A 22,322-nucleotide genomic window follows, 5' to 3' on the forward strand; every position below is an offset into this window, starting at 1 on the left:
TGTGAAAAGACATTGGCGCATTTTTTGTGAATTTTTTCGGACTTGTTTAGTGGAGGAGCTCGAATATCGCAGCGAATTTTTAGGGAATTTCCTGTCGAGTTTGTTTGGCATTGGGATGGCTATTTTGACAATTCAAATATTTTTTTATCAAACAGATAACCTCGGCGGTTGGAAATATGCGGATGTTCTGCTGCTTCTTGGTATATTCAATACGCTGCAAGGATTGATTGATTTTGCCCTGCGGCCCAACATGTCCCGTCTGCTGCAGCATATTCGCATGGGGACGTTTGATTATGTATTGACAAAGCCGGTCGACAGCATGTTTTATGTCAGCTTCCGCCATTTAGTGTTTTGGCGCCTAATTGATGTGCTTCTTGGCATCGGCTTGATAATCTATGCGTTAATACAAAAACATTATATGCCGACAATAATGGATGCAGTGATGTTTTTCATTAGTATCGGATCTTCGCTTGTCCTGATTTACGCGCTGTGGATGATGCTGATGACCACCTCCTTTTGGGTTATTCGTATCGATGATCTATCGTTTGTTTTTAATTCATTTTTTGAAACAACACGGTTCCCAATCGGAATGTATAGAGGCTGGCTTCGCATCGTGCTCACATACATTTTGCCAGCTGCCTTTATTACAAGCACGCCGGCGTTGTCTTTGCTTGGAAAATGGAACGGGATGACAACAATCCTATCCGTTGTACTTGCCGGGCTGTTCTTATGGATATCGCGCCGGTTCTGGCGGTATGCGCTCCGATCGTACACAAGTGCAAGCAGTTAAATATTCCGTGCATTGAAAAATGGCAGCAGAGAATGTGAAAAATTTGCTAATAATTTTAAACGGTAGATGTTGGTTAAGGAATGACCGAATAGCTTATTAGATGGATAGATGAAAAAGCAGAGGGGTTACAGTTTTTCAGTTGCTTTTCCCCAGCTGTTTGGCACGATAAAAGACAATGATCAATGGATGATTTTTTCGAACAAGCAGTCTGCCAAAATCAGTCGATGTCGCTTGAAAGATATATATTTCTCCCCTCATTTTTCCCAGCCTGACCTCGCTTAGGTTTTCCAGTGAAACAGTTTCCTTGTATGGACAAATAGAGAAAAAAAGAAGAAAAGGATTTTTTCTGCTTCTGTCGAATATTTTATTTTAAAGGTGTGATTAAAAAGGAAGGTTCCCATTATGGAAAAAGAAATTATTTGTAAAAGAGAAATAATCAAAATTGATCATCAAAACAAGAAAGTGGTGATAGATGAAATTGCGATAGAGTATCCGTTAACAATTTTTGTGGACAATGAGGAATTCGCCACATTAGTATGCTCGCCGTCCCATGTAGAGGAGCTTGTATTGGGCTTTTTAGCTTCAGAAGGGATAATCCGCATAAAAGCAGATGTGAAAGCGCTTCAAATTGATGAGGATAAGGGGTTTGCCTATGTTCATTTGCATCAGCCGATAGGGGATAAGAAAGAGTTTGTTTCCAAACGCTTTATCGGCTCCTGCTGCGGAAAAAGCCGACAGTTTTATTTTTATAATGATGTGAAAACAGCGAAAACAATTTTGAGCAGCATGACGATTTCTGCCGCACAATGCTTTCAGTTAATGGAAATGTTACATGAAGCTTCATCGGCTTTTAAGCGTACTGGAGGCATTCATCATGCGGCATTATGTTCAAAAGAGGGATTGATTAAGACATTTTCTGACATTGGACGACATAATGCTTTAGATAAATTATATGGCTTCTGTCTAAACGAAAGCATTTCTTTAAATGATAAAATAATCGCTTTTAGCGGGCGGATTTCCTCAGAGGTAGTGCTGAAGGTTTCGAAAATTGGATGCGGTATACTTCTATCAAAATCGGCTCCAACAAATTTGGCACTTCAATTGGCAGAAGATTTAAACATTACGACTGTTGGGTTTATACGGGAAAATAAAATGAACATTTATACACATAGCAACAGAATAACAAAATAACAGGGGGAACGTATCGTGGGAAATGTAACGATTACGGTCAACGGGGGAGAAATAACCGCAAGGGAAAATCAATATCTTCTGCAGGCTTTGCTCGAACATGAAATGGATGTACCGCACGTTTGTTATCATGAAAGCTTGGGCGCAATTCAAACATGTGATACTTGTATGGTGGAAGTGAACGGGGAGCTTGTACGAGCCTGCAGCTACAAAGTCCAAGAAGGACTCGTTGTTGAAACAGAGACTTCTAAAGTAAAAGAATCTCAAAAATTAGCGATGGATCAAATTTTAAAAAATCATGAATTATATTGCACAGTTTGCGATAAAAACAATGGAGATTGTACAATTCATAATACGGTTAAAGCTTTAGGCATTGAACATCAAAGCATTCCGTTCCAACCAAAACCGTATGAAGTGGATTATTCAGGATCATTTTATCGATATGATCCAAATCAATGCATATTATGCGGACGCTGTGTAGAGGTGTGCCAAGATGTTCAAGTAAATGAAACATTGACGATTGATTGGAGCAGAGAGCAGCCTCGTGTGATCTGGGACAACGATGTGCCGATTGATCAGTCCAGCTGCGTAAATTGCGGCCAATGTGTAACTGTATGTCCGTGCAATGCCTTAATGGAAAAATCAATGTTAGGGGAAGCCGGCTTTTTAACAAATGTAGAACCTGGTACATTACGATCGATGATTAATTTGACGAAGGAAGTGGAAACAGGATACGGTTCGCTAATGGCCATCTCAGATACAGAAGCTGAGCTGCGCAAGGAAAGGATCAAGAAAACGAAAACAGTTTGCACATACTGCGGAGTTGGCTGTTCATTTTATATATGGACAAAAGACAGAAAAGTTTTAAAAGTTGAACCAACACCGGAATCGCCGGCAAACGGAATTTCCACTTGTGTAAAAGGGAAGTTCGGCTGGGATTATGTCAATAGTGAAGAACGGCTGACAAAACCGTTGATCCGGGAAGGCGACCATTTTAAAGAAGTTGAATGGGATGAGGCGATTCGATATGTTGCAAAACGGTTTAAAGAAATAAAAGATGCACATGGCCCTGATGCTTTAGGATTTATAGCTTCTTCCAAAGCAACGAATGAAGAATCGTATTTACTGCAAAAATTTGCCCGTCAAGTGATAGGAACGAATAATGTTGATAATTGCTCAAGATATTGTCAATCTCCAGCAACGGTTGGACTATTTCGTACTGTCGGCTATGGCGGTGATTCAGGATCTTTTTCTGACATAGCTTCCTCTGATCTTGTCATCATTATTGGCGCCAATACAGGGGAATCGCATCCGGTTTTGGCATCAAAAATCAAACGAGCGCAAAAACTTTATGGACAAAAGCTGCTCGTGTTTGACTTAAGAAAGCATGAAATGGCGGAGCGGGCCGATATGTTTATCAGGCCAAAGCCGGGAACGGATCTTGTTTGGCTGTCAGCTGTAACGAAATACATCATTGACCAAAATTGGCATGATGAAGAGTTTATCAAAGAACGAGTGAACGGCTTTGAACAATATAAAAGTAGCTTAGAGCCGTTTACGTTGGAATATGCGGAAGAAGTGACGGGAATTTCCAAGGACACGCTGATCAAGGTTGCTGAAACGATTCATCAATCTAAAACAATGGTCATTTGCTGGGCGATGGGAGTCACTCAACAGCAGCGCGGAAGTGATACGAGTACTGCCATTTCCAATTTGTTATTAGTGACAGGCAATTACGGCAAACCGGGCACTGGAGCCTATCCGCTGCGCGGCCATAACAATGTTCAAGGGTGCAGCGACTTTGGAAGCATGCCGAACTTTTTCCCGGGATATGAAAAGGTAGCGGATGAAAAAGTCCGCAGCCGTTATGAAAAAGCTTGGGGCGTGACATTGCCTAAAAATCCGGGAAAAGACAATCATCAAATGGTTAAAGCGATTCATGAAGGCGCTCTGAAGGCATTATATGTGACTGGCGAAGATATGGGGATTGTCGATGCCAATATCAATCAAGTCGGCGCCGCTTTTGAAAAGCTGGAATTTTTCGTTGTGCAGGACTTATTTTTAACAAAAACGGCCCAATATGCAGATGTTGTGCTGCCGGCCAGTCCAAGCTTAGAAAAAGAAGGAACTTTTACCAATACAGAACGCCGGATTCAGCGATTGTATGAAGCATTGCCGCCTCTTGGAGATTCGAAGCCTGATTGGCAAATTTATTGTATGCTGGCGAAAGCGCTGGGCTTCAATTGGGATTATCAGCACCCTGGAGAAATTATGGAAGAAGCGGCGTCGCTCGCACCGCTTTTTGCCGGTGTTTCCTATGACCGTTTAGAAGGATTTTCAAGCTTGCAATGGCCTGTTGAGAAAGATGGAACCGACTCGCCGCTTCTTTATGAAGATCAATTCCCGTTTGCCGATGGAAAGGCACAGCTTTATCCGCTTCAAGTCGATTATTTATATGATGTAGATGAAGAGTATGATCTTCACGTGAACAACGGGCGCTTGCTAGAACATTTCCATGAAGGGAACATGACGTATAAATCACAAGGAATCAGCCGGAAAACCCCGAACGCTTTTATAGAAATTTCGAAAGAATTGGCTGAAGAACGCCGTATTCAAGAAGGAGCCATTGTCAAGCTTATTTCCAAATACGGCTCTGTAAAAGGCCCTGTTCACATAACGGATCGCGTGCAAAAGCATGAAATCTTTATCCCATTGAATGATACGGGCGAATTGGCTATTAATCGTTTAACAGGCAATCATGCTGACCGCGATACGAACACACCGGCATATAAAGAAATTGCCGTAAAAATGGTCGTATTGAAGGAAAAAGGAGACTCCCCAATTCGTCCAAACAACCATCGAAACGGAAAAAGAAATCCGCAAATTGGGGTCAAAGTAGAGAAGAAATGGGAGCGCAGCGACTACACGTTTCCCGGAAGCAAGGTGAAAATACATGGCTAAACCAATTACAACCATCAAAAAAATCGAAGTGTCACAAGAAGAAAAAAGAAAGCAAAATTTATTAGAAATCGAGCAAGCGTTAGCAGACAATAAAGAGGCAGTTTTAGAAGGCATAGCATGTTTACGGAAGCTTCACGATGCAGGTGTTCTGGAAATCGCCAATGCCCTTTTAGCGCGGAAAGATCAAGTACTAGAAAACGTGGTTAAGGAAGTCAGCAGAAAACCGAACATTGATGTTTTAAAAAATATCGTCAATCTGTTGATGCTGCTGGGAACAATCGATCTCGAAAAGCTGCAGGTAATGACGACAAGAATGAATGCTGGAATACAAGAAGCTGCGGCAAGCGTCAATAAAGAAGAAACAACTTCTTTTTTCCAATTGCTATCGGCTTTAAAAGATCCTGACATCAACCGATCGATTACTATGCTTCTTCATTTTTTAAGAGGAATGGGGAAATCTTAAAGGATTGGCAATAAAAGTGAAGCTTGAAAGTTGCGAGGGAATGCTTTTGTGCCGAAAAACATCCTGATTGGTAAAGAAATTTGCAACCATTATGTGGAAAGACAAAGCCCTTCTCATTCGAAAACGACTGTTGCCTATCGTTCGTAAAGAAAAACTCAAGAAAAGTGCAAAGCGGTCAATCATTCGGAGTTGACATAAAATTAAATATTTGTTATTAAAAAAATGATGATTAGCACTCGATTGATTAGAGTGCTAATTTTTATCTTAATTTTGCACATACGCTTTTTAGAAAGGAGAGGCGGTCATGGAAAAAAAAGAGTTTCAAGCCGAGTCGAAAAGGTTATTAGAAATGATGATCAACTCCATTTATACAAAAAAGGAAGTTTTTTTGAGAGAGTTAATTTCAAATGCAAGCGATGCGATTGATAAAATTTATTACAAAGCACTGACTGATGATTCGTTAACCTTTCAAAAGGATCAATACTACATAAAAGTTATTCCAAATAAAGAAAAGCGGACGCTCACAATCGTTGATACAGGCATAGGCATGACAAAAGAGGAATTGGAAGAAAATCTTGGTACGATTGCAAAGAGCGGGTCGCTCGCCTTTAAAAAAGAAAACGAATTAAAAGACGGCTATGACATTATTGGACAGTTCGGCGTTGGCTTTTATGCCGCCTTTATGGTTGCGGATGTTGTCACTGTCATCAGTAAAGCGCTGGGCAGCGATCAAGCATATGAATGGGAATCAAAAGGCGCTGATGGTTTTACAATCGAACCATATGAGAAGGAAGAGGTCGGAACGGAGATCATACTAAAAATCAAAGAGAATACTGAAGATGACAACTATGACGAATTTCTTGACGAATATCGGTTAAAACAAATCATTAAAAAATATTCCGACTTCATCCGCTATCCGATCAAAATGGATGTCAAAGTACAAAAACCGAAAAATGAGAACGAGAACGAATTTGAAGAGGTTGTTGAAGAACAAACAATCAACAGCATGGTTCCGATTTGGCGGAAAAATAAAAGTGAACTGACAGATGAAGATTATGAAAACTTTTATGCCGAAAAGCATTATGGCTTTGACAAACCGTTAAAACATATTCATATTAGCGTAGATGGGACGGTTCGCTATCAGGCGATTTTATATATTCCGGAAAAAACGCCATTTAATTACTATACAGCAGAATATGAAAAAGGGCTTGAACTGTATTCCAACGGCGTGTTAATTATGAACAAGTGCCCGGATTTACTGCCTGACTACTTCAGCTTCGTTAAAGGAATGGTTGATTCTGAGGACCTATCGTTAAATATTTCAAGAGAGATGCTCCAGCATGACAAGCAATTGAAAATCATTGCGAAAAACATTCAAAACAAAATTAAACGCGAACTAGAAAACCTATTAAAAAATGAAAGAGAAAAATATGAAAAGTTTTATGAAGCATTTGGCAGACAATTAAAGTATGGCGTTTACAGCGATTTCGGCGCAAATAAAGAAACATTGCAAGACTTGCTTATGTTCTACTCTTCAAAGGAGAAAAAACTTGTCACCCTGCAAGAATATGTATCAAGAATGCCTGAGGAGCAAAAATATATTTATTATGCAACGGGCGATTCGTATGAACGAATTGAAAAGCTTCCGCAAACCGAGCTGGTTGCAGATAAAGGCTATGAAATTTTGTATTTGACAGAGGATATCGATGAATTTGCGATCAAAATGTTAATGACATATAAAGAGAAAGAATTTAAATCAGTCTCCAGCGGCGACTTAGGAATTAGCGAAGAAGAAAACAAAAAAGAAACTGAAAAAGAACATAAAGAGCTGTTCGAACAAATGAAAAGCATTTTGGGTGATAAAGTAAAGGATGTGCGAGCATCAAAACGGTTAAAAACACATCCTGTTTGTTTATCAACAGACGGCGAAATCACGATTGAAATGGAAAAAGTGTTAAATGCTATGCCGAACAGCCAAAACATTAAAGCGGAGAAAGTGCTTGAAATTAATACAGATCACGAAGTCTTTCAAACGCTAAAAGCAGCGTATGAAAACGATCAAGAGAAGCTGAAGCTGTTCACAAACATTTTGTATAATCAGGCTTTGCTAATTGAAGGCCTGCCAGTCCAAGATCCTGTTGAGTTTACAAATGACATTTGTAAAATTATGATTTCCTAAAAAAGCCGGAGGCATATGATGTGATTGGTCATTTAGGCTAGTGACAGAGCACAAGACAATTTGTCACTATAGCTAAAAATATTTAGGGCGATGAAGTGAAAAACAATTTTTATTTTGTAAAAAGAATATCGACGATTGTGAGGGCATTGGCAAACGAAAAATCATTGGGTACTACGGATCGATTTTGCAAACGGGGGAAAGTTCTCATACAGCTGAAAAAATTTAACATATGGACAGACGTAAATCAAATTCAGAAAGGCAAACCTACCTTTTCAAGGCGGAAGGCAGGTTTGTTAATAGTTTGAGCTCTTTTGCAGCTAAGAGTTTTTTTTTCAAATTCCTTTAACTCCCACTAGGATCGTTTGAGAAGGTTCGTTATACTTGGGGGAGAGAGGAGTTTGGTTATGCTATTTTTTGTTATATTATTTTTTCTTGGACTTTTCATATTCTTTTTAATAAAAGGAAATAAAAATACAAAGGATGTAGCTGTTAAGAAAATCACAGTTCGCTGCCCCGATAGGAAAGCTTCTGCAAAGAATATAAAAATACTCCATCTATCTGATTTACACCTAGAAAACTTATCGATCAGCCCAAAGGAATTAGATGAGCTGATTTCAGCAGAACCAATTGATCTTATTGCACTGACAGGTGATTTTCTCGACCGGAAGAGAAGCATCCCAAAACTTTCCGCATACTTGGAAGTATTGAGAAAAACAAATCCAACGTACGGCACGTATGCTGTGTTCGGCAATCACGATTATGTTTTAAAGGAAGAAGACTTTGAAACTTTGAAAAAAATGCTGCAGCATTACGGGATAAAGACATTACAAAATGAGCACGTGACCATTCAGCTTGAAGAAGAATGCTTGAATATTATTGGAATTGATGATTACACGACAAACCGCAGTTATGTTCAAAAAGCTTTTCACGGAGTAGAAGAAGGAATGCGATTAGTGCTGACCCATGATCCAAGCGTTATTCTTGAAATGGAAAACATTCCGTTTGATTACTTGCTGTCCGGTCATTTCCACGGCGGACAAATCAATTTGCCAAAGCCGTACCATCTTTTTTACAAAGGCAAGCTTCCAAGAATGAACATTATTAAAGGACTCCATTACCATAACGAGCGGCCGTTTTATATTAGCGAAGGCCTAGGACAAACAGGAGTGAACATCCGAATTGGCAGCCGCCCTGAAATTACGTTTCATCAATTTTCATAGTATTTTTAACATATCTCTAAAATTGTAATGTTAAGATTGTGAAGTTTTCCCTACTATGTTGAAGATGATTCAATAGCTAAAGCAGGATGAACTCCTGCTTTTTTCTTTTTGCAAAAAAGAGTTTATTTTCTTGTATCTTTAATAAAGTCAGCTTTCCGTTTATTTGTTATTTATAAAAGGTTAATCACAGAATCTACTAAGATCCACATTTGCTAATAACTAAAGTTAAATTTACGCTTTTCCTCTAATAGAAATGCATGAATCGATGAAAAAATATAAAGCAATCACACCTTTTGCTCCCATTGTAAAAATGAATAAACAATACTTGCTGCTTTTCCATTGTTCAGCGTGTTGATCAATCGGAATTTTCAACGATCTTGAGTTCACAAAGAATTTTTTGTGAGCGCTTATTAGTTTTTTAACTTCATCCTTTCACTCGTTTCTCCGTTTTTTTGTAGATGACTTTATTTCTGAACGCCTATAAACATGGTATACTCTTCCTATAAGGAGGCGGAGAAAAGATTTTTTTTCACGATTGGGGTATTTAATGGAGAAAAAGCAAAAAACTATTTCTAATCGCAAGTGTTAGCAGGAGCCTTAAAGGGAGAAAGTAAAGATTTCAAAAATATTTGCGGCTGCAACGTTCTTATTGCCGTTTCCCTTTGAATTGGCTGGTGATTAAGTTTGTCGCCTTCTTTTTACATAGCGACGCAGTCATTGAAGCGATGACAGAAGAAGTGATTTAGAAACGGAGGTTTTTTATGCTGCCAAAAACGATCGATCAATTGGATCAAATTCGGGAAGAATGCCGTAAATTAGTGAATAGACGTTCATCTGTTTCTGCTATTGCTGCAGCTGTTCCAATTCCGGGTATTGATGTGACGGTGGATGCTGCACTTGTGAAAGATCTGCTAAATGAGATTAATCAAAAGTTTGGTTTATCAAAAGAGCAAGTTGATCAATTGGATGCGAAAACAAAAGAGCTCATTATTGTTCTGGCAACTTCATTAGGAAATGAACTCATCGGAAGAAAAATTGGCAAAAAATTGGTGCTGAGCTTGGTGAAAAAAGCAGCAACCCGGATGGCGGCAAAACAGACGAGCAAACTTATTCCTCTCATTGGAATAGGGGTTTCGGCCGGGATCAGCTTTGCGACGATGAAATATTTAGGAAATAAGCATATTGATGATTGCTACAAATTAGTTAAGCAATATATCGAACAGGAGGCGTCATCAACAATTTTGTCATAACAAGACGGTTTTGTTTTTTCTTATCTAAATTAAATGGCTGAGAGGAAGGTTCAATATTCGCTCACGTCAACTGAGTTGAAAAAAATTCAATTGATATTTCTAAATGAAAACATTTTTATTTTATCGTATGGAAGAAGCTAAATTATTTTTAGTTGATACGTTCTAGCGTATTTAGTATGGATCATGATTTACGATTTTCACTCATTGAAAAAGGCTGGCTCGGATCCATGAGCCAACCTTAAAGTTTTTATATTCCAGGCAAAATTCCTGAAAACAGGCTGAGTATATAAACCATGGTGAGGGATGTTAAGCCTGCCAAAAATCCTCCGATCGTCCATGCTTTTAAAGTTTGGACTATCGTAAGTTTTCCGAATTTGTTCACGACCCAAAAACCAGAATCGTTCGGAAGTGAAAGGCCGATTGCTCCTGAGCATATGGCTAAACCAAGCAGGATGGGTGAGACCCCAAGATCTCCCGCGGCAGGTCCTAAAATGCTGGAAGTCGTCACTAAAGCAACAGTAGCAGAACCTAACGATGCGCGCAAAATTTGTGAAAAAATAAAAGCTAATAAAAGTACCGGAATGCTCCAGCTTTGCATCGTTTCGATTAGATGGTCTCCTATCCCGCTTTCATTAATAACAGCTCCAAAAGCTCCTCCGGCACCGGTTATTAAAATAATAATACCTGCCGAATTAATGGCTTGTGAATACAGTTGCTGATAAGGTATAGAAATATATGGCTTAAGGATGATAATAGCTGCTAATACACTTATTAGTAAAGCAACATTTTTTTCGCCGATAAACCCTAAAACGGCTGAAATTGGTGTATTTGGAAATAATAATTGTGAAAGGGTATTCAATAAAATTAAAATGATTGGAAGAGCCAGCATGAATAAGGATAAACCTGTGCTGATCTCTTTTTTCGGCTTTGGATTATTTTCATCGGTTCCTGCATTTTCGTCAAAATCGCCTGAAGGATTGACTCGTTTTCCGATGAACAATCCGTATAAGTAGCCGCCAACCAGTGTTGCAGGAATCGCGCAAATGATGGCATATAAAATGAACAGCCCTAGATCAGCATTAGTATTTTCCGTTACAACGAGCGGACCTGGTGTCGGCGGCACCATGCTGTGGGAAACGATTAATCCAATTCCTAAAGCGGTTACAAAAGATACAACAGATATTCCTGTTTTTTTCGATAAACTTTTGATCAAACCGCTTAGTATGACAAATGCTGCATCAAAAAATACGGGAATTGACACAACAGTTCCAGTTAATCCTAATCCTGCAACAGATCGGCGGTTTCCGAAGCCCTTTAAAACAGCTTGTGCTATTTTTTCAATGGCACCTGATGCAGCCAAAAATTCTCCAAAAATAACGCCTAGACCGATTAAGATTCCGACGCCCATTAAAGTATTTCCGAAACCGCCTGAAACAATTCCAGCAACTTCATTCAATTTGAACCCCATTATAAGTGCGGTTATAATAGCAATGGTAATGAGTGATAAAAACGGGTCAACTTTCAGTTTTAAAATAAGGAAAAACAAGAATGCCAATGCGAATATGAATACTAAAATTAACATATTTCCAGTAAGCATTATTCTTTCACTCCTTCCAATTTTGTTACAATATCTTTCAGTGTGGAGGGAGCACCGACATTCCCTGGAAAAATAATATAAGGTAAATTAGGGAATTTGCTTTCAGTGCCAATCTGCCACACAGGTATACCAGGTGCGATTTGGCCGGCAATGTTTGCACGTTTTACTCCCAATCCTTTTGTACCGATGTCGCTTGATGTGATACCGCCTTTGGCAATAATATATTTAGGCCTTATAGCAAAATTAGAAACGATGCTGGTTACTCCATCAGATATTTTGACAGCAAGTTGTAATTCTTCTTCCGCATCCTCTCCTAATTTCAGAAGTTCTCTTCTCGTGTAGATGACGGTGGTGATACCGTTTTTTACTTTTTGTTCTGCTTCCAAGCGGACACGATCGATTTCTTTTTTGAATTTTTCTTGATTCAACACGAGATGACTATCAAGCTCAATAAAATGAAGAGTTGACAATTTTTTTAATTGGTTTAGCTGTTCAGTCGTTTTTTTTACGTGTGAACCAATCAAAATAAGGCCGCCATTGCTATGATTTTCCTCAATTAATTCTTCTTTTGTAAGTAGTGGACGGGACTTTACATTTCCAATGATTTTTGTAAAGGAGGCTGCCGTCCGAAACAAAAACTGTTTACCGTTTTGAATTGCTTTGATCAGGGCGGATGCAAAAACGGAAACGTCTTCTTCTGCTAAAGCGTTAACGACAACTTTGTTAAAATTTGATACGGACATTAATTGGCGGTATATTTTATCAATATTTATTGCGCGAATATCATCTAATGAAATATAGGTAACAGAATCTTTCGTATATTCACCTTTTGTTTTTTCTTCAATCCATTCGCCTAAATGGCTTGAACAATAACCAAATGTCCGGTCGTTTGCAAATTCTGTCTCCCCAACGGGAATGAGAACCCCATCTTGGTCAACATAGTGAGTGTTTTGGACTGTTAATCTGCCTCCTTCTCTAAAAAACGGTATTAAAACTTCTCCATCTATTTTTCGTCCTGCTTTTTGCTCAATTGTTTCGCGGAGTACTTTAGTTTCCAGAGGATAGTGACCTCTTAAAGTTGAATCTCCTCTGCTGATTAAAATATAGGGACGTTTGTATTTTTGAGAAATCTCTTCAATTGTCACGGCAATCTCTTGATGAACTTGCTTGGTTTTTTCCTCAGTAAACGCTCTAGAGTTTGTTAAAATAAAAAACATTTGATTGTCTTCTTGAAATCCTTGTTCGATTGCTTTATATGACCAGTCCGTGTAAACGGGAATGCTGTGAACGGTCTGTACTCCAGTAGGATCATCATCAAGCACAATAATTTTGTGATTGAATTTCGAATTATATTGAGACCACTCGTTTTGAATCATGTCGAGATCGACTGTAGGGTAGGAGGAAATCACTTCCGTCGTCTTGAGCATAGCTTACACTCCCTTTTTCACTTCAAAATTTGCCAATTTCTCATAATATTGAATTAAACCTGCATGATCATCACCAGCTTTTCCATCTATCTTTAATGCATGAAACATTTCTAATACTTGGGAGGTTAGAGGGATGGGCGTGCCAATAGAACGTGCTGCTTCCACAACATTTGTTAAATCTTTTAAGTTAATATCGATTCTTCCGCCCGGAGTGAAATTGCGTTCTAAAATGAGCGGCACTTTTGCGTCTAACACAGCGCTTCCTGCAAGCCCCCCTCGAATCGCTCGATACATTTTTTCAATATCGATGCCTGCTTTTGCAGCTAAAATTAAAGCTTCAGACATTGCTGCGATATTGACGTTGACCATAATTTGATTTGCAAGTTTAGCAGTTGTGCCAGCCCCATTTTCTCCGACTAAAGTTATGTCTTGCCCCATGCATTTAAATAAATCTAAAACTTTTTTAAAAACTTCTTCTTTTCCTCCAACCATAATCGCCAAAGTGCCATCGATTGCTTTCGGTTCTCCTCCGCTCACTGGTGCATCCAACATATCAATCTCTTTTTCTTGTAAAATTTGCGCCAGTTCTTTTGAAACAACAGGAGAGATCGAGCTCATATCCACGACTATCGTACCTTTGGAAGCGCCTTCCACAATGCCGTTTTCACCTAGAATGACGCTTTTTACATGTTCAGAATTGGGCAGCATAGTAAAAATGATGTTACTTTTTTGCGCCACTTCTTTTGGAGAGGCAGATGATATTGCACCTTCCTGCACCAACTGTTGAACGGCTTCCTCGTTAATATCATAAACCGTGACTTCATAGCCTTTTTTCATAAGGTTTCTAACCATTGGTTTTCCCATGATGCCGATACCGATGAATCCAATCATTGAAGTAACCCCCCAGTAGTAAGCGTTTTCTTTCGAGTCTAATTGTACACAATTTAATTAAATTTGTATACAAAAAAATTAAAAATGAATACAAAAAACTTGTGTACTTTTAATATTGTTAATGACAATTTATACTATTCATTAGAGATTATTCAGAGGAGACGATTGCTTTGACAAAAAAGACACCGAAACATGCATACATTAAATCTTATGAATATATAAGAGATAAAATATTAAATGGGGAGTTGCCAAGAGGAACAAAGCTGACAGAAGAAAGAATTGCGGAAGAATTGGGTGTGAGCAGAACGCCTGTAAGAGAAGCGATTCGCAAGTTGGAGCAAGAAGGGCTGATTTTGCAAAAAAAAGTAGTAAATCCAACGGACAGTGACTTGCGAAACATTTTTCAAGTCAGAATTTTGCTTGAAGGATATGCGGCTCGCTATTCTGCAACTTATATGAGTGAAGAAAGTTTAGAAGAATTATGGAAATGCATAGTCACAGCAAGAACCGGAACGACTGAAGAAATCATGGAAGCAAATGAAAAATTTCATAATATTATTGTTCAAACAAGCAACAACCCGTTTATGATTGATATCATTGATCGGATGCAATCCATAATCTATTTATTTAGGAAGACTGTTGTTTATTATAAAAGGCCTTTTTTGATTGATGAACATGAACAAATCTATAAAGCCATATATCATCATGATGGAGATGAGGCGGAAAGATTAATGAAAGAGCATTTGCAGAAAGATTTAGACTTTTGTTTGCATTATTTTCAGCAGTGAGGAAATATTTATTTCGAACAAAATTTAAATATACATGAAAAAATATTATCGTTGCAATGTGTTGAAAGAAGATGATATAGCCCCCATAGCTGAGGGGGCTACTGTTGAAGAGAAGATTTTCGATCGTGCTCCAAACTTTTCGGCTTTCTGGCAAAACGATGCTGTACAAAGAGGCAATATAAAACTAAACCTACCAACACATAAAGCGAAGTGTAAAAATATAAAGATGTAAATCCAGTAAACACAACAACTGCTCCAGTTAAAAACGATCCGAGGCCGATGCCGATGTCGAAGATCGATAAAAAGGTGCTGAGAGAAGCCGCTCTTCTCTGTGGAGGGACAATTTGTATAGCCATTGTTTGGAAGCTTGGAAACAAGGTTCCCCATCCAAGACCGATAAATACTGCACTTAACAAATAGATGAAGGATGTATTTGCCATGCTCAATATAAATAATCCGAAGGCAAATGAAACGATACATGGGATAACAATGACATTTGCGCCGTATCGGTCAAACCACCTTCCGGTAAACGGCCGGGAAATGAGCAAAACGATTGCATACACGACGAAGAATAAATTCGAACCGGCGCCAAGATTCATTTTTTCCGCAAAAACGGAGACGAACGATAATACAGTCGAATAAGCAAAAGCTAAAAAGGCAGCAATCAACGCAATGCGGAATGCTGATACCTCTACAAGTTTTTCAAAGCTGAAATTCACTTTGAAAAGTTCTCTTTTATTTAGTTTCGGCTTCATTTCATGCAGGTTAACTATTCCCCCGGTCAAAAGCGCCCCAACGGAACAAATAAGGGCAATGACGAGCATGACAAAAGAACCCCAATGATCTAACGAGGTAAGCCCTAAAAACGGTCCAATCACCATGGCGACATTGGAAGATAAAATAAAATATCCCATTCCTTCTCCTTTTTTCGATTCCGGCACGATATCTGCCACAATCGCCCCTGTTGCGGTTGTCGCGATCCCGAAACCGATTCCATGAAGAAAACGAATGATCAATAATAAGACAATTGAACTGACAAATAAATAAGAAATAGAGGCGATCAGGAAAATGACCAAGGAAATAATCAACATTTTTTGTTTTCCAAGCTTCTCCATAAATTGGTCGACGAACGGGCGAGTCACGATCGCAGCAAATAAATAAACCATTGCTATTAAGCCAGCCTCAGCTTCGCTGCTTTTTAAATCTTGAATGACAAAGATCGGCAAGGTGACCAGCAAATAATAATAGTTCATAAAAAGAAAAAAATTACAAATTGAAATACTAAAAAAATTTTTCGTCCATAATTTTGCTTCTTCCATATTTGTCCCTTCTTTGAAAAAAATCATTTTTTCAGACTTTTTAAACAACAAACTAATTGTACACCTTTTTTTAAAAAAATAAAAGAATCGTGCACATGGTATGAAGAAAGCGGTGAAACGAAGGCTATCCCTTGTTTTTCACCGCTTTCTATTAAAATATTTTTTATAAGTTCAAATTTTTACGTCAGGCTTCTCTATTCATATATTAATTGATTTGTTTAGTCGTTTTGTCATAGCTATAAAGGAAATCGGCCACTTCATAGTCTTGCGGAGTTCTTTGTTCAAAAATAGTGTTTCTGAGCAGTGTTGCAACAGGATCTTCAGTATGAAGAATTTCACCCCATGTCCGAGCGCTCGTTTGTACTTTTGCTGTACGCGGCAGCCGCTCTTTCTGAAAATCGGCGAATGCTTGCTCATAGCTGTCCGGATATTTTTTGAGCATATCTGCAAGATAAGAAGCATCTTCAAGCGCTTGGCAGCCTCCTTGAGCTAAATATTGCAGCATAGGATGAGCTGCATCGCCAAGCAATGTTACCTTTCCTTTTGTCCAATTGTTAATTGGCAGCCTGTCATACATCGGCCAGCGAATTTGCCTTTGTATAAATGTTAAGGCATTTTTCACATCCGGATGGCATCCTTTAAATCGTCTGTCCATTTCTTCAGGTGTGCCCCAATCATCGGAATTTGCCTTATAATTGTAAGATTTAAACACGACCACTTGATTATAAAGCTCTCCGCGTCTTACTGGATATTGTACTAAATGCAAATAAGGGCCGATCCACATGACGACATCGTCTAAGTTTGCGTTTGAAATTTCGGAAATCGGTATGGTTCCTCTGTAAGCAACATATTCAGAGCAAATGGGTTCGTCATCAACGAAATATTTTCTAAGCTTTGACCAAAGTCCGTCTGCTCCGATGACGGCATCAGCCGTGAACATTTCTCCGCTTTGGCTGTAAACAGAAACAACGTCATGTTCTTGCTTGACAGTCTCAATTGTTTGGTTGTTTTTGAAGCGGACCATACCTGTTTTCTTGCAAGCTTCAAGCAAAATTCGGTGGAGATCCGAACGGTGCAAAACGAGATACGGATGTTTGTATCGGGCTTTGAATGCTTCGCCAAGGTCCATTGCTGACAACTCTTTTGCCGTATAAACATCTTTTAGCACAAGACGTTTTGGAAATACAGCAACTTTTGAAATTTCCTCCATGACTCCAAATCGTTTCAGCACAGCGGTTGCATTTGGCCCCAATTGAATGCCTGCTCCGACTTCACCAAACTGAGGAGCTCTTTCCAAAACTAATGAAGTTTTTCCGGCTTCCGCTGCCGCTAGAGCAGCCGAAAGACCGCCTATCCCCCCGCCGACAATGATTAAATCTGTTTGACTGTTTTTCATATATTGATCCCCCTTATTAGAATGAAAAATGAAATGAATCGACAATTGCTTCAAGTTCACTTTTTACAAAATTCAATTTATAAGGCTGGTGTAAACTATCTTTTACTTCTTGATAACCGTTTTGACTGCTCAAACGTTTCAATCCGAATTTTTCAAGTATTGGCAAATCATTTGTTGAGAATAAATAGCTTTCCTCTTCTGCAACGTGTTCATGCCACGACCAGTTCGGGACAACGGAAAAATCTCCTTTTTCCCAGTTAAATCGAGTGCCGTCAATGATCGTATAACGGAGCATGATAAATCGATGTGTGCATATGTCTATGGGCGTTCGAATGGAACCCTTTCGGAAGCTTTTGCATCCATGCAGCAATAGTCGGGAAAATTGTATGGCCTAAAAGCATTCCTTAGGCAATACATTTTGCTTAAATTTTTAACGGCGCCTACTCTTGATCTGTGTAATTAGAAAACGTGACTAACGAAAAAGTTGGAAGCGCATTCAATGTTTTGAAAAATGGTAGTGTTAGCCTTTCACTTTTGGATCATAAAATCCATTATTAGATAACATTGTTATTTAATAATAAAAATAAATAAATATTTTAAAATTGTCAACTTTAATAAAATAAAAATTTTTCAGTTATTTTATTGTGTTTGATTTTTTCAAAGTTCCTTGTTACATTCATGTTTATAAAAGAATTTGGATATTGGGTTAAAAAATGGATTAAAAGGGGAAGAGAAATGCAGCAGCAAAAAAACGTACAAATCATTCAATCGTTGCAAACTGGCGTGCAAATTTTAGAGATTATTGCAAACAATGATCATCCGTTAAAATTTACGGAAATTCAGGAGTTGTCCGGCATTACAAAAAGCAACCTCTATAAATATTTGAACACATTGACGCAGCTTGGATTGTTGTATCGGGATAAAAGATATGGAACATATTCATTGGGAGGAAAATTTATTGAATACTGTTCAGCTGCAATTGGAAGCAAAGATGTGATCGGCAGGGTGACGCCATATTTAAGAGATATCAGCCGCTACACAGCCCAAACATCGCTGCTTACAGTTTGGACGCATGAAGGCCCTGTTATCGCAAATATTTGGAATGCCAACTACGGTCTAAATATCGGAGCGCAAATAGGAACACGGCTGCCGCTTATGTCTGCCACAGGGAAAATTTTCGCTGTTTTCAACAAAACGCCTGAGATTGAGATTAAAGAATGGAAGTTAAAAGAGTTAAGCAAATTGACGGAAGAGCAAAGAAAGGAATTTGAAAAGGAGCAAGCTGAAATTGAAAAAACGTACTTCGCTTACGCAGCAGAGCCTTTAGTGGAGCACGTTTCGTCTTTTAGTGTACCGATCTTAGATTTTAATCATGATCTTGTAGCTTCTATAACAGTGGTAGGCTTCACGAAGATGATCCCGCATAAGCCGACGGATGAAGTAAGTCAGTACGTCATGAAGTGCGCTTTTGAAATATCCGAATCGTTCGGATTTAAATGCGAGAAGTAGCTTTCTAGCAGGAAAGCTTCTTTTTTTATTTTTAATTATTAGAAAATAATAAATGTTAAAAATAGTTTGACATAGGGAGAGAATGAATTATAATATAAATGAAATGAATTCACTATTTCAATAATAAATGTTTTTTAATGTTTATTATTGAAAGCGTTTCATTTTTGTACCTGCAAACTTTAATTAACAAAATTTGATTTAAAAAAGGGGGATTTTTACATGAAGAAAATGAGAATTATGAGGTTGCTTGTCATGCTGTCCATTTTAGTCATCATTCTTTCAGCATGCAGCGGCAACAACGCAAACGGGGATGAGAAAAGCTCTGAAAAAGGCGGTGACGTATACACTTTTAAAGTAAGCCATGTGACACAAGAATCTCACGTCTGGCATCAAACTGCTTTGAAATTCGGGGAAGAGCTGGAAAAGCTTTCAGACGGAAGAATGAAACTGGAAATTTACCCTGCTTCTCAGCTCGGACTGGAAAAAGATATGGTACAGCAGCTTGAAACTGGCTCATTAGATTTTGGTTTTCTGACAAACGCCTATATGAGTACGCGCCAAGATTCATTAAACGCTTGGTTTATGCCATTCACGTTTAAAAATTTAGAAGAAGCGGTGAAAATGAGAGAATCTGAAGCTGCAAAGCAAATGTTGGAGGATCTGAATTCACAAGGGCTTGTCGGACTTGATTTTATTTTTGCCGGAAACCGCCACATTTTGATGAAAAACGGGCATGTCTCTTCTCCGCAAGACTTGAAAGGGAAAAAAATTCGCATTATTGGCAGCCCGGCTATTCAGGAATTTTGGGAAAAAGTCGGCGCTGGTCCAACCGCAATGCCGCTTTCTGAAGTATATACTTCTTTGCAAACAGGTGTCATCGATGGAATTGACATTGATTTAGATGCGTTAGTAACGGAAAAATATTATGAAAATGCTGAAAATTTAACGTTGACAAACCATATAACGTTTCCATCTGTTATTGTGATGAGTCAAAAAACATATGACAAGCTAACGCCTGAAGATCAAGAAATTGTGAAAAAAGCATTAAAAGCAGCAGCAGATTGGGGTGTTCAACAAGCAATTCAACGAGAGAATAAGAACTTGGAGGAATTAAAAAAGCATGGAGTTAAAGTAAAAGAACTTACCGATACCTCTGCTTTTGATTCGATCGCAAAAGAAGTGAAGGACAAATATGCTGAAAAATCACCGGTTATTAAAAAGTTTTTAGAGGAAGCGAAACAATAACGGAGGAGTTTTTATGAAGTTTATCCATAGTCTGAGTGAAATCTTACACAGTATTGAAAAAATTTTGGCGATCATTTTATGCATTTTAATGCTCGTTTCATTATCTTTAGGTGTTTTCTATCGCTATGTCTTAAGCTCTCCTTTAAACTGGTCAGACGAAACCGCCATTTTTTCGTTAGCATGGTTAACTTTTATTGGGGGAAGCATGAGTATTAAACGGCAGAATTCTGCTGCCGTTACTCTTTTTATGGATAAAATGACTGGAAAAACAAAAAAAGTTTTGTTTGGCATCAGTTTGCTTTCCGTCCTTCTTTTCGCCTTGTATATTTTCTATTTATCTGTCATGTGGCTGTCATCATCTAATATAATGATTCAACGCTCCAATTCGATGCAATTGCCGATGATTATTCCATATTTGAGCGTACCTGTTAGTTTTTTCTTTATTAGCATTCATTCGCTCGATTTGATTTTAAAAAATTTCCAAGGCAAAAAGGAGGCATTGTAATATGGCTATCGCACTGTTAATCTTTATTATTCTCCTCCTTTTACAAGTACCGATTGCTTTTGTACTTGGAATCACGACGATTCTCTATATATTGTTAACTGGAAATACGGGTTTGTTATCAACAGCGCCCCAACGGTTATATTCAGGCCTTGAAAGTTACGGTCTACTTGCGATTCCGCTGTTTATGATGGCAGGGGAGTTAATGAATTCCGGCGGCATAACAAAGCGTTTAATTCGCTTTGCTACGACTCTTGTTGGGCATTTTAAAGGTGGATTGGCATATGTGAATGTCGTTTCGAATATGCTACTTGCATCCATTATAGGGTCAGCTACAGCTCAAATTGCTATGATGAGCAAAATTATGGTGCCTTCAATGGAAAAGGAAGGATATTCAAGGGAATTTAGCGCCTCCACGACAGCAGCCGCAGGTCTTTTAGGTCCCATTATTCCGCCAAGCATGCTGTTTATTATCTATGGCGTTTCGTCAGGAGCATCGATCGGTTCAATGTTTTTGGCAGGAATTATGCCTGGAGTTTTATTGGGGATTGCCTTTATATTACTAATTGCATACACAGGCTACAAGCAGAAGTGGCAGACGCATGAACGCGCTAAAATATCCGTCATGTTCAAATCTTTCTTGAATGTGATTCCTGCACTGTTAGTACCGTTTATAATTATTGTCGGTATTTTAAGCGGTGTTTTTACTCCTACGGAATCAGCAGCGTTTGCATGTGTTGTAGCGTTAGTTATCGGTTTTTTTATTTATAAAGAACTGAAAATTAAAGATCTTCCAACTATTATGATTAATACAGCTATTTCAAGTGCTATCATTACTATGCTCATCGCAATGGCAAATTTATTTGGTTGGATGCTTTCATTTGAGAGAATTCCTCAAACAATTGCATCCTGGATGACTTCTTTAACTGAAAATCCGTTCCTGTTTCTTCTATTAGTTAATATTTTTCTATTAATTGTAGGAATGTTTATGGACGGAATCGCTGCATTGATTATACTTGTACCGATATTTACGCCAATCATTGCAAACTATGGAATTGATCCAATTCATTTCGGAGTAATTATTTGTATAAATTTAACAATTGGTCTCCTTACACCTCCAGTTGGAGCGGGGCTTTACCTTGCTTCTTCGTTGGGAAATGTCAAGCTGGAAGCCTTAACGAAAGCCATTTTGCCATTTTTGGTCGTGTCCATTATTGCACTGTTCATCATTACTTATTGGCCGCAGATGGTTCTTTGGCTTCCGAATATAATCAAATAATTGCCCATTAGCTCTAGTTTCAAAGATTTCTGGACATTTCGATAAACGTTTGATTTTGGGACAAACCCGTATTCAAGAAAGAGCGGGTTTGTTTTTGTTTATTGGAAAGACAAAAAGCTGGAAGTATTAGAGAGTTTTTCTTTAAAGATGCATTTTCCTTTGTGCAGAAAAATAGATGCAGCGAGGAATATCGGTTTTTCTTGAAACTGCTAAACAGTTTGCACAAATTGAAGGAAAAACCATTCCTATATTTGTCGTGTATGAGGTTCATTCACAAGATTAAAAGCGCTTTTTACCAATCATTTGCAAAGGGGTAGA

Annotated in this window: 17 protein-coding genes and 1 pseudogene; 12 read left to right on the forward strand and 6 right to left on the reverse strand. The window is 38.4% G+C overall.

Annotated features, from left to right (window positions below):
• Window position 1 precedes the first annotated feature (1 nt).
• The 7 genes from NSQ41_RS06205 to NSQ41_RS06235 all read left to right on the forward strand — a co-directional run bounded on the left by NSQ41_RS06205 (window position 2) and on the right by NSQ41_RS06235 (window position 10,051).
• On the forward strand, window positions 2–790 hold the full coding sequence (locus tag NSQ41_RS06205) for an ABC-2 family transporter protein (protein ID WP_327863096.1): 789 nt from the start codon (window positions 2–4) through the stop codon (window positions 788–790).
• A 402-nt stretch (window positions 791–1,192) separates the two neighbouring features.
• A complete protein-coding gene (gene fdhD, locus NSQ41_RS06210) occupies window positions 1,193–1,981 on the forward strand; it encodes a formate dehydrogenase accessory sulfurtransferase FdhD (protein WP_339194869.1) in 789 nt (262 codons plus the stop codon).
• Between the two features lie 12 nt (window positions 1,982–1,993).
• The gene (gene fdhF, locus NSQ41_RS06215; RefSeq protein ID WP_094245451.1) at window positions 1,994–4,939 is read left to right on the forward strand and encodes a formate dehydrogenase subunit alpha; all 2,946 of its coding nucleotides are present in this window, start codon (window positions 1,994–1,996) and stop codon (window positions 4,937–4,939) included.
• Window positions 4,932–5,402: a DUF1641 domain-containing protein gene (locus tag NSQ41_RS06220; protein WP_063386390.1), complete on the forward strand. Its 471-nt coding sequence runs from the start codon at window positions 4,932–4,934 to the stop codon at window positions 5,400–5,402. The genes fdhF and NSQ41_RS06220 overlap by 8 nt, the downstream gene beginning before the upstream one ends.
• Window positions 5,403–5,706: 304 nt before the next feature.
• Window positions 5,707–7,581 (forward strand): molecular chaperone HtpG, encoded by a 1,875-nt coding sequence (gene htpG / locus NSQ41_RS06225; protein ID WP_339211239.1) that lies wholly within the window; start codon window positions 5,707–5,709, stop codon window positions 7,579–7,581.
• Window positions 7,582–7,985: 404 nt separating this feature from the next.
• Window positions 7,986–8,801 (forward strand): metallophosphoesterase, encoded by an 816-nt coding sequence (locus NSQ41_RS06230; RefSeq protein ID WP_339211241.1) that lies wholly within the window; start codon window positions 7,986–7,988, stop codon window positions 8,799–8,801.
• Between the two features lie 761 nt (window positions 8,802–9,562).
• Window positions 9,563–10,051, forward strand: a complete 489-nt coding sequence (locus NSQ41_RS06235) for a hypothetical protein (protein WP_311067093.1) — start codon at window positions 9,563–9,565, stop codon at window positions 10,049–10,051.
• 247 nt (window positions 10,052–10,298) lie between these two features.
• On the opposite strand, the gene NSQ41_RS06240 is transcribed toward NSQ41_RS06235, so the two are convergent.
• The 3 genes from NSQ41_RS06240 to garR are packed head-to-tail and all read right to left on the reverse strand — an operon-like array spanning window position 10,299 to window position 13,966.
• Window positions 10,299–11,648: a gluconate:H+ symporter gene (locus tag NSQ41_RS06240; protein WP_144597495.1), complete on the reverse strand. Its 1,350-nt coding sequence runs from the start codon at window positions 11,646–11,648 to the stop codon at window positions 10,299–10,301.
• Window positions 11,648–13,075, reverse strand: a complete 1,428-nt coding sequence (locus tag NSQ41_RS06245) for a four-carbon acid sugar kinase family protein (protein ID WP_339211243.1) — start codon at window positions 13,073–13,075, stop codon at window positions 11,648–11,650. Before NSQ41_RS06245 ends, NSQ41_RS06240 begins: the two co-directional genes overlap by 1 nt.
• 3 nt (window positions 13,076–13,078) lie before the next feature.
• A complete protein-coding gene (garR, locus tag NSQ41_RS06250; protein ID WP_130156769.1) occupies window positions 13,079–13,966 on the reverse strand; it encodes a 2-hydroxy-3-oxopropionate reductase in 888 nt (295 codons plus the stop codon).
• Between the two features lie 170 nt (window positions 13,967–14,136).
• Here garR and NSQ41_RS06255 point away from each other — a divergent pair, with 170 nt between their 5' ends.
• Window positions 14,137–14,754 (forward strand): GntR family transcriptional regulator, encoded by a 618-nt coding sequence (locus tag NSQ41_RS06255; protein ID WP_144597489.1) that lies wholly within the window; start codon window positions 14,137–14,139, stop codon window positions 14,752–14,754.
• Between the two features lie 98 nt (window positions 14,755–14,852).
• Here NSQ41_RS06255 and NSQ41_RS06260 read toward each other — a convergent pair whose 3' ends face one another.
• The 3 genes and pseudogenes from NSQ41_RS06260 to NSQ41_RS06270 all read right to left on the reverse strand — a co-directional run.
• Window positions 14,853–16,073, reverse strand: coding sequence for an MFS transporter (locus NSQ41_RS06260; protein WP_063386464.1), 1,221 nt, complete (start codon window positions 16,071–16,073; stop codon window positions 14,853–14,855).
• A gap of 205 nt (window positions 16,074–16,278) precedes the next feature.
• Window positions 16,279–17,469, reverse strand: a complete 1,191-nt coding sequence (locus NSQ41_RS06265) for an FAD-dependent monooxygenase (RefSeq protein ID WP_327874002.1) — start codon at window positions 17,467–17,469, stop codon at window positions 16,279–16,281.
• Window positions 17,470–17,485: 16 nt separating this feature from the next.
• Window positions 17,486–17,846, reverse strand: a pseudogene (locus tag NSQ41_RS06270) (hypothetical protein); the annotation flags it as partial.
• 358 nt (window positions 17,847–18,204) lie between these two features.
• Here NSQ41_RS06270 and NSQ41_RS06275 point away from each other — a divergent pair.
• The 4 genes from NSQ41_RS06275 to NSQ41_RS06290 all read left to right on the forward strand — a co-directional run bounded on the left by NSQ41_RS06275 (window position 18,205) and on the right by NSQ41_RS06290 (window position 22,004).
• The gene (locus NSQ41_RS06275) at window positions 18,205–18,978 is read left to right on the forward strand and encodes an IclR family transcriptional regulator (RefSeq protein ID WP_339211245.1); all 774 of its coding nucleotides are present in this window, start codon (window positions 18,205–18,207) and stop codon (window positions 18,976–18,978) included.
• A gap of 219 nt (window positions 18,979–19,197) precedes the next feature.
• The gene (locus NSQ41_RS06280) at window positions 19,198–20,223 is read left to right on the forward strand and encodes a TRAP transporter substrate-binding protein (RefSeq protein ID WP_066251664.1); all 1,026 of its coding nucleotides are present in this window, start codon (window positions 19,198–19,200) and stop codon (window positions 20,221–20,223) included.
• Window positions 20,224–20,236: 13 nt separating this feature from the next.
• Window positions 20,237–20,728: a TRAP transporter small permease gene (locus NSQ41_RS06285; protein ID WP_066251662.1), complete on the forward strand. Its 492-nt coding sequence runs from the start codon at window positions 20,237–20,239 to the stop codon at window positions 20,726–20,728.
• 1 nt (window position 20,729) lies between these two features.
• Window positions 20,730–22,004, forward strand: coding sequence for a TRAP transporter large permease (locus tag NSQ41_RS06290; protein WP_066251657.1), 1,275 nt, complete (start codon window positions 20,730–20,732; stop codon window positions 22,002–22,004).
• The last annotated feature ends 318 nt before the right edge of the window (window positions 22,005–22,322 follow it).

Source organism: Aeribacillus sp. FSL K6-8210 (assembly GCF_037963925.1).
Lineage (GTDB): Bacteria > Bacillota > Bacilli > Bacillales > Aeribacillaceae > Aeribacillus > Aeribacillus composti.

What these genes read in the sequence shown, in the direction of transcription:
- NSQ41_RS06280 (WP_066251664.1), top strand. Translation starts at nt 19,198, where the DNA reads ATGAAGAAAATGAGAATTATGAGGTTGCTTGTCATGCTGTCCATTTTA.
- htpG (WP_339211239.1), top strand. Translation starts at nt 5,707, where the DNA reads ATGGAAAAAAAAGAGTTTCAAGCCGAGTCGAAAAGGTTATTAGAAATG.
- NSQ41_RS06245 (WP_339211243.1), bottom strand. Translation starts at nt 13,075, where the DNA reads ATGCTCAAGACGACGGAAGTGATTTCCTCCTACCCTACAGTCGATCTC.
- NSQ41_RS06290 (WP_066251657.1), top strand. Translation starts at nt 20,730, where the DNA reads ATGGCTATCGCACTGTTAATCTTTATTATTCTCCTCCTTTTACAAGTA.
- NSQ41_RS06285 (WP_066251662.1), top strand. Translation starts at nt 20,237, where the DNA reads ATGAAGTTTATCCATAGTCTGAGTGAAATCTTACACAGTATTGAAAAA.
- NSQ41_RS06275 (WP_339211245.1), top strand. Translation starts at nt 18,205, where the DNA reads ATGCAGCAGCAAAAAAACGTACAAATCATTCAATCGTTGCAAACTGGC.
- NSQ41_RS06265 (WP_327874002.1), bottom strand. Translation starts at nt 17,469, where the DNA reads ATGAAAAACAGTCAAACAGATTTAATCATTGTCGGCGGGGGGATAGGC.
- fdhD (WP_339194869.1), top strand. Translation starts at nt 1,193, where the DNA reads ATGGAAAAAGAAATTATTTGTAAAAGAGAAATAATCAAAATTGATCAT.
- NSQ41_RS06240 (WP_144597495.1), bottom strand. Translation starts at nt 11,648, where the DNA reads ATGCTTACTGGAAATATGTTAATTTTAGTATTCATATTCGCATTGGCA.
- NSQ41_RS06235 (WP_311067093.1), top strand. Translation starts at nt 9,563, where the DNA reads ATGCTGCCAAAAACGATCGATCAATTGGATCAAATTCGGGAAGAATGC.
- NSQ41_RS06260 (WP_063386464.1), bottom strand. Translation starts at nt 16,073, where the DNA reads ATGGAAGAAGCAAAATTATGGACGAAAAATTTTTTTAGTATTTCAATT.
- NSQ41_RS06220 (WP_063386390.1), top strand. Translation starts at nt 4,932, where the DNA reads ATGGCTAAACCAATTACAACCATCAAAAAAATCGAAGTGTCACAAGAA.
- garR (WP_130156769.1), bottom strand. Translation starts at nt 13,966, where the DNA reads ATGATTGGATTCATCGGTATCGGCATCATGGGAAAACCAATGGTTAGA.
- NSQ41_RS06230 (WP_339211241.1), top strand. Translation starts at nt 7,986, where the DNA reads ATGCTATTTTTTGTTATATTATTTTTTCTTGGACTTTTCATATTCTTT.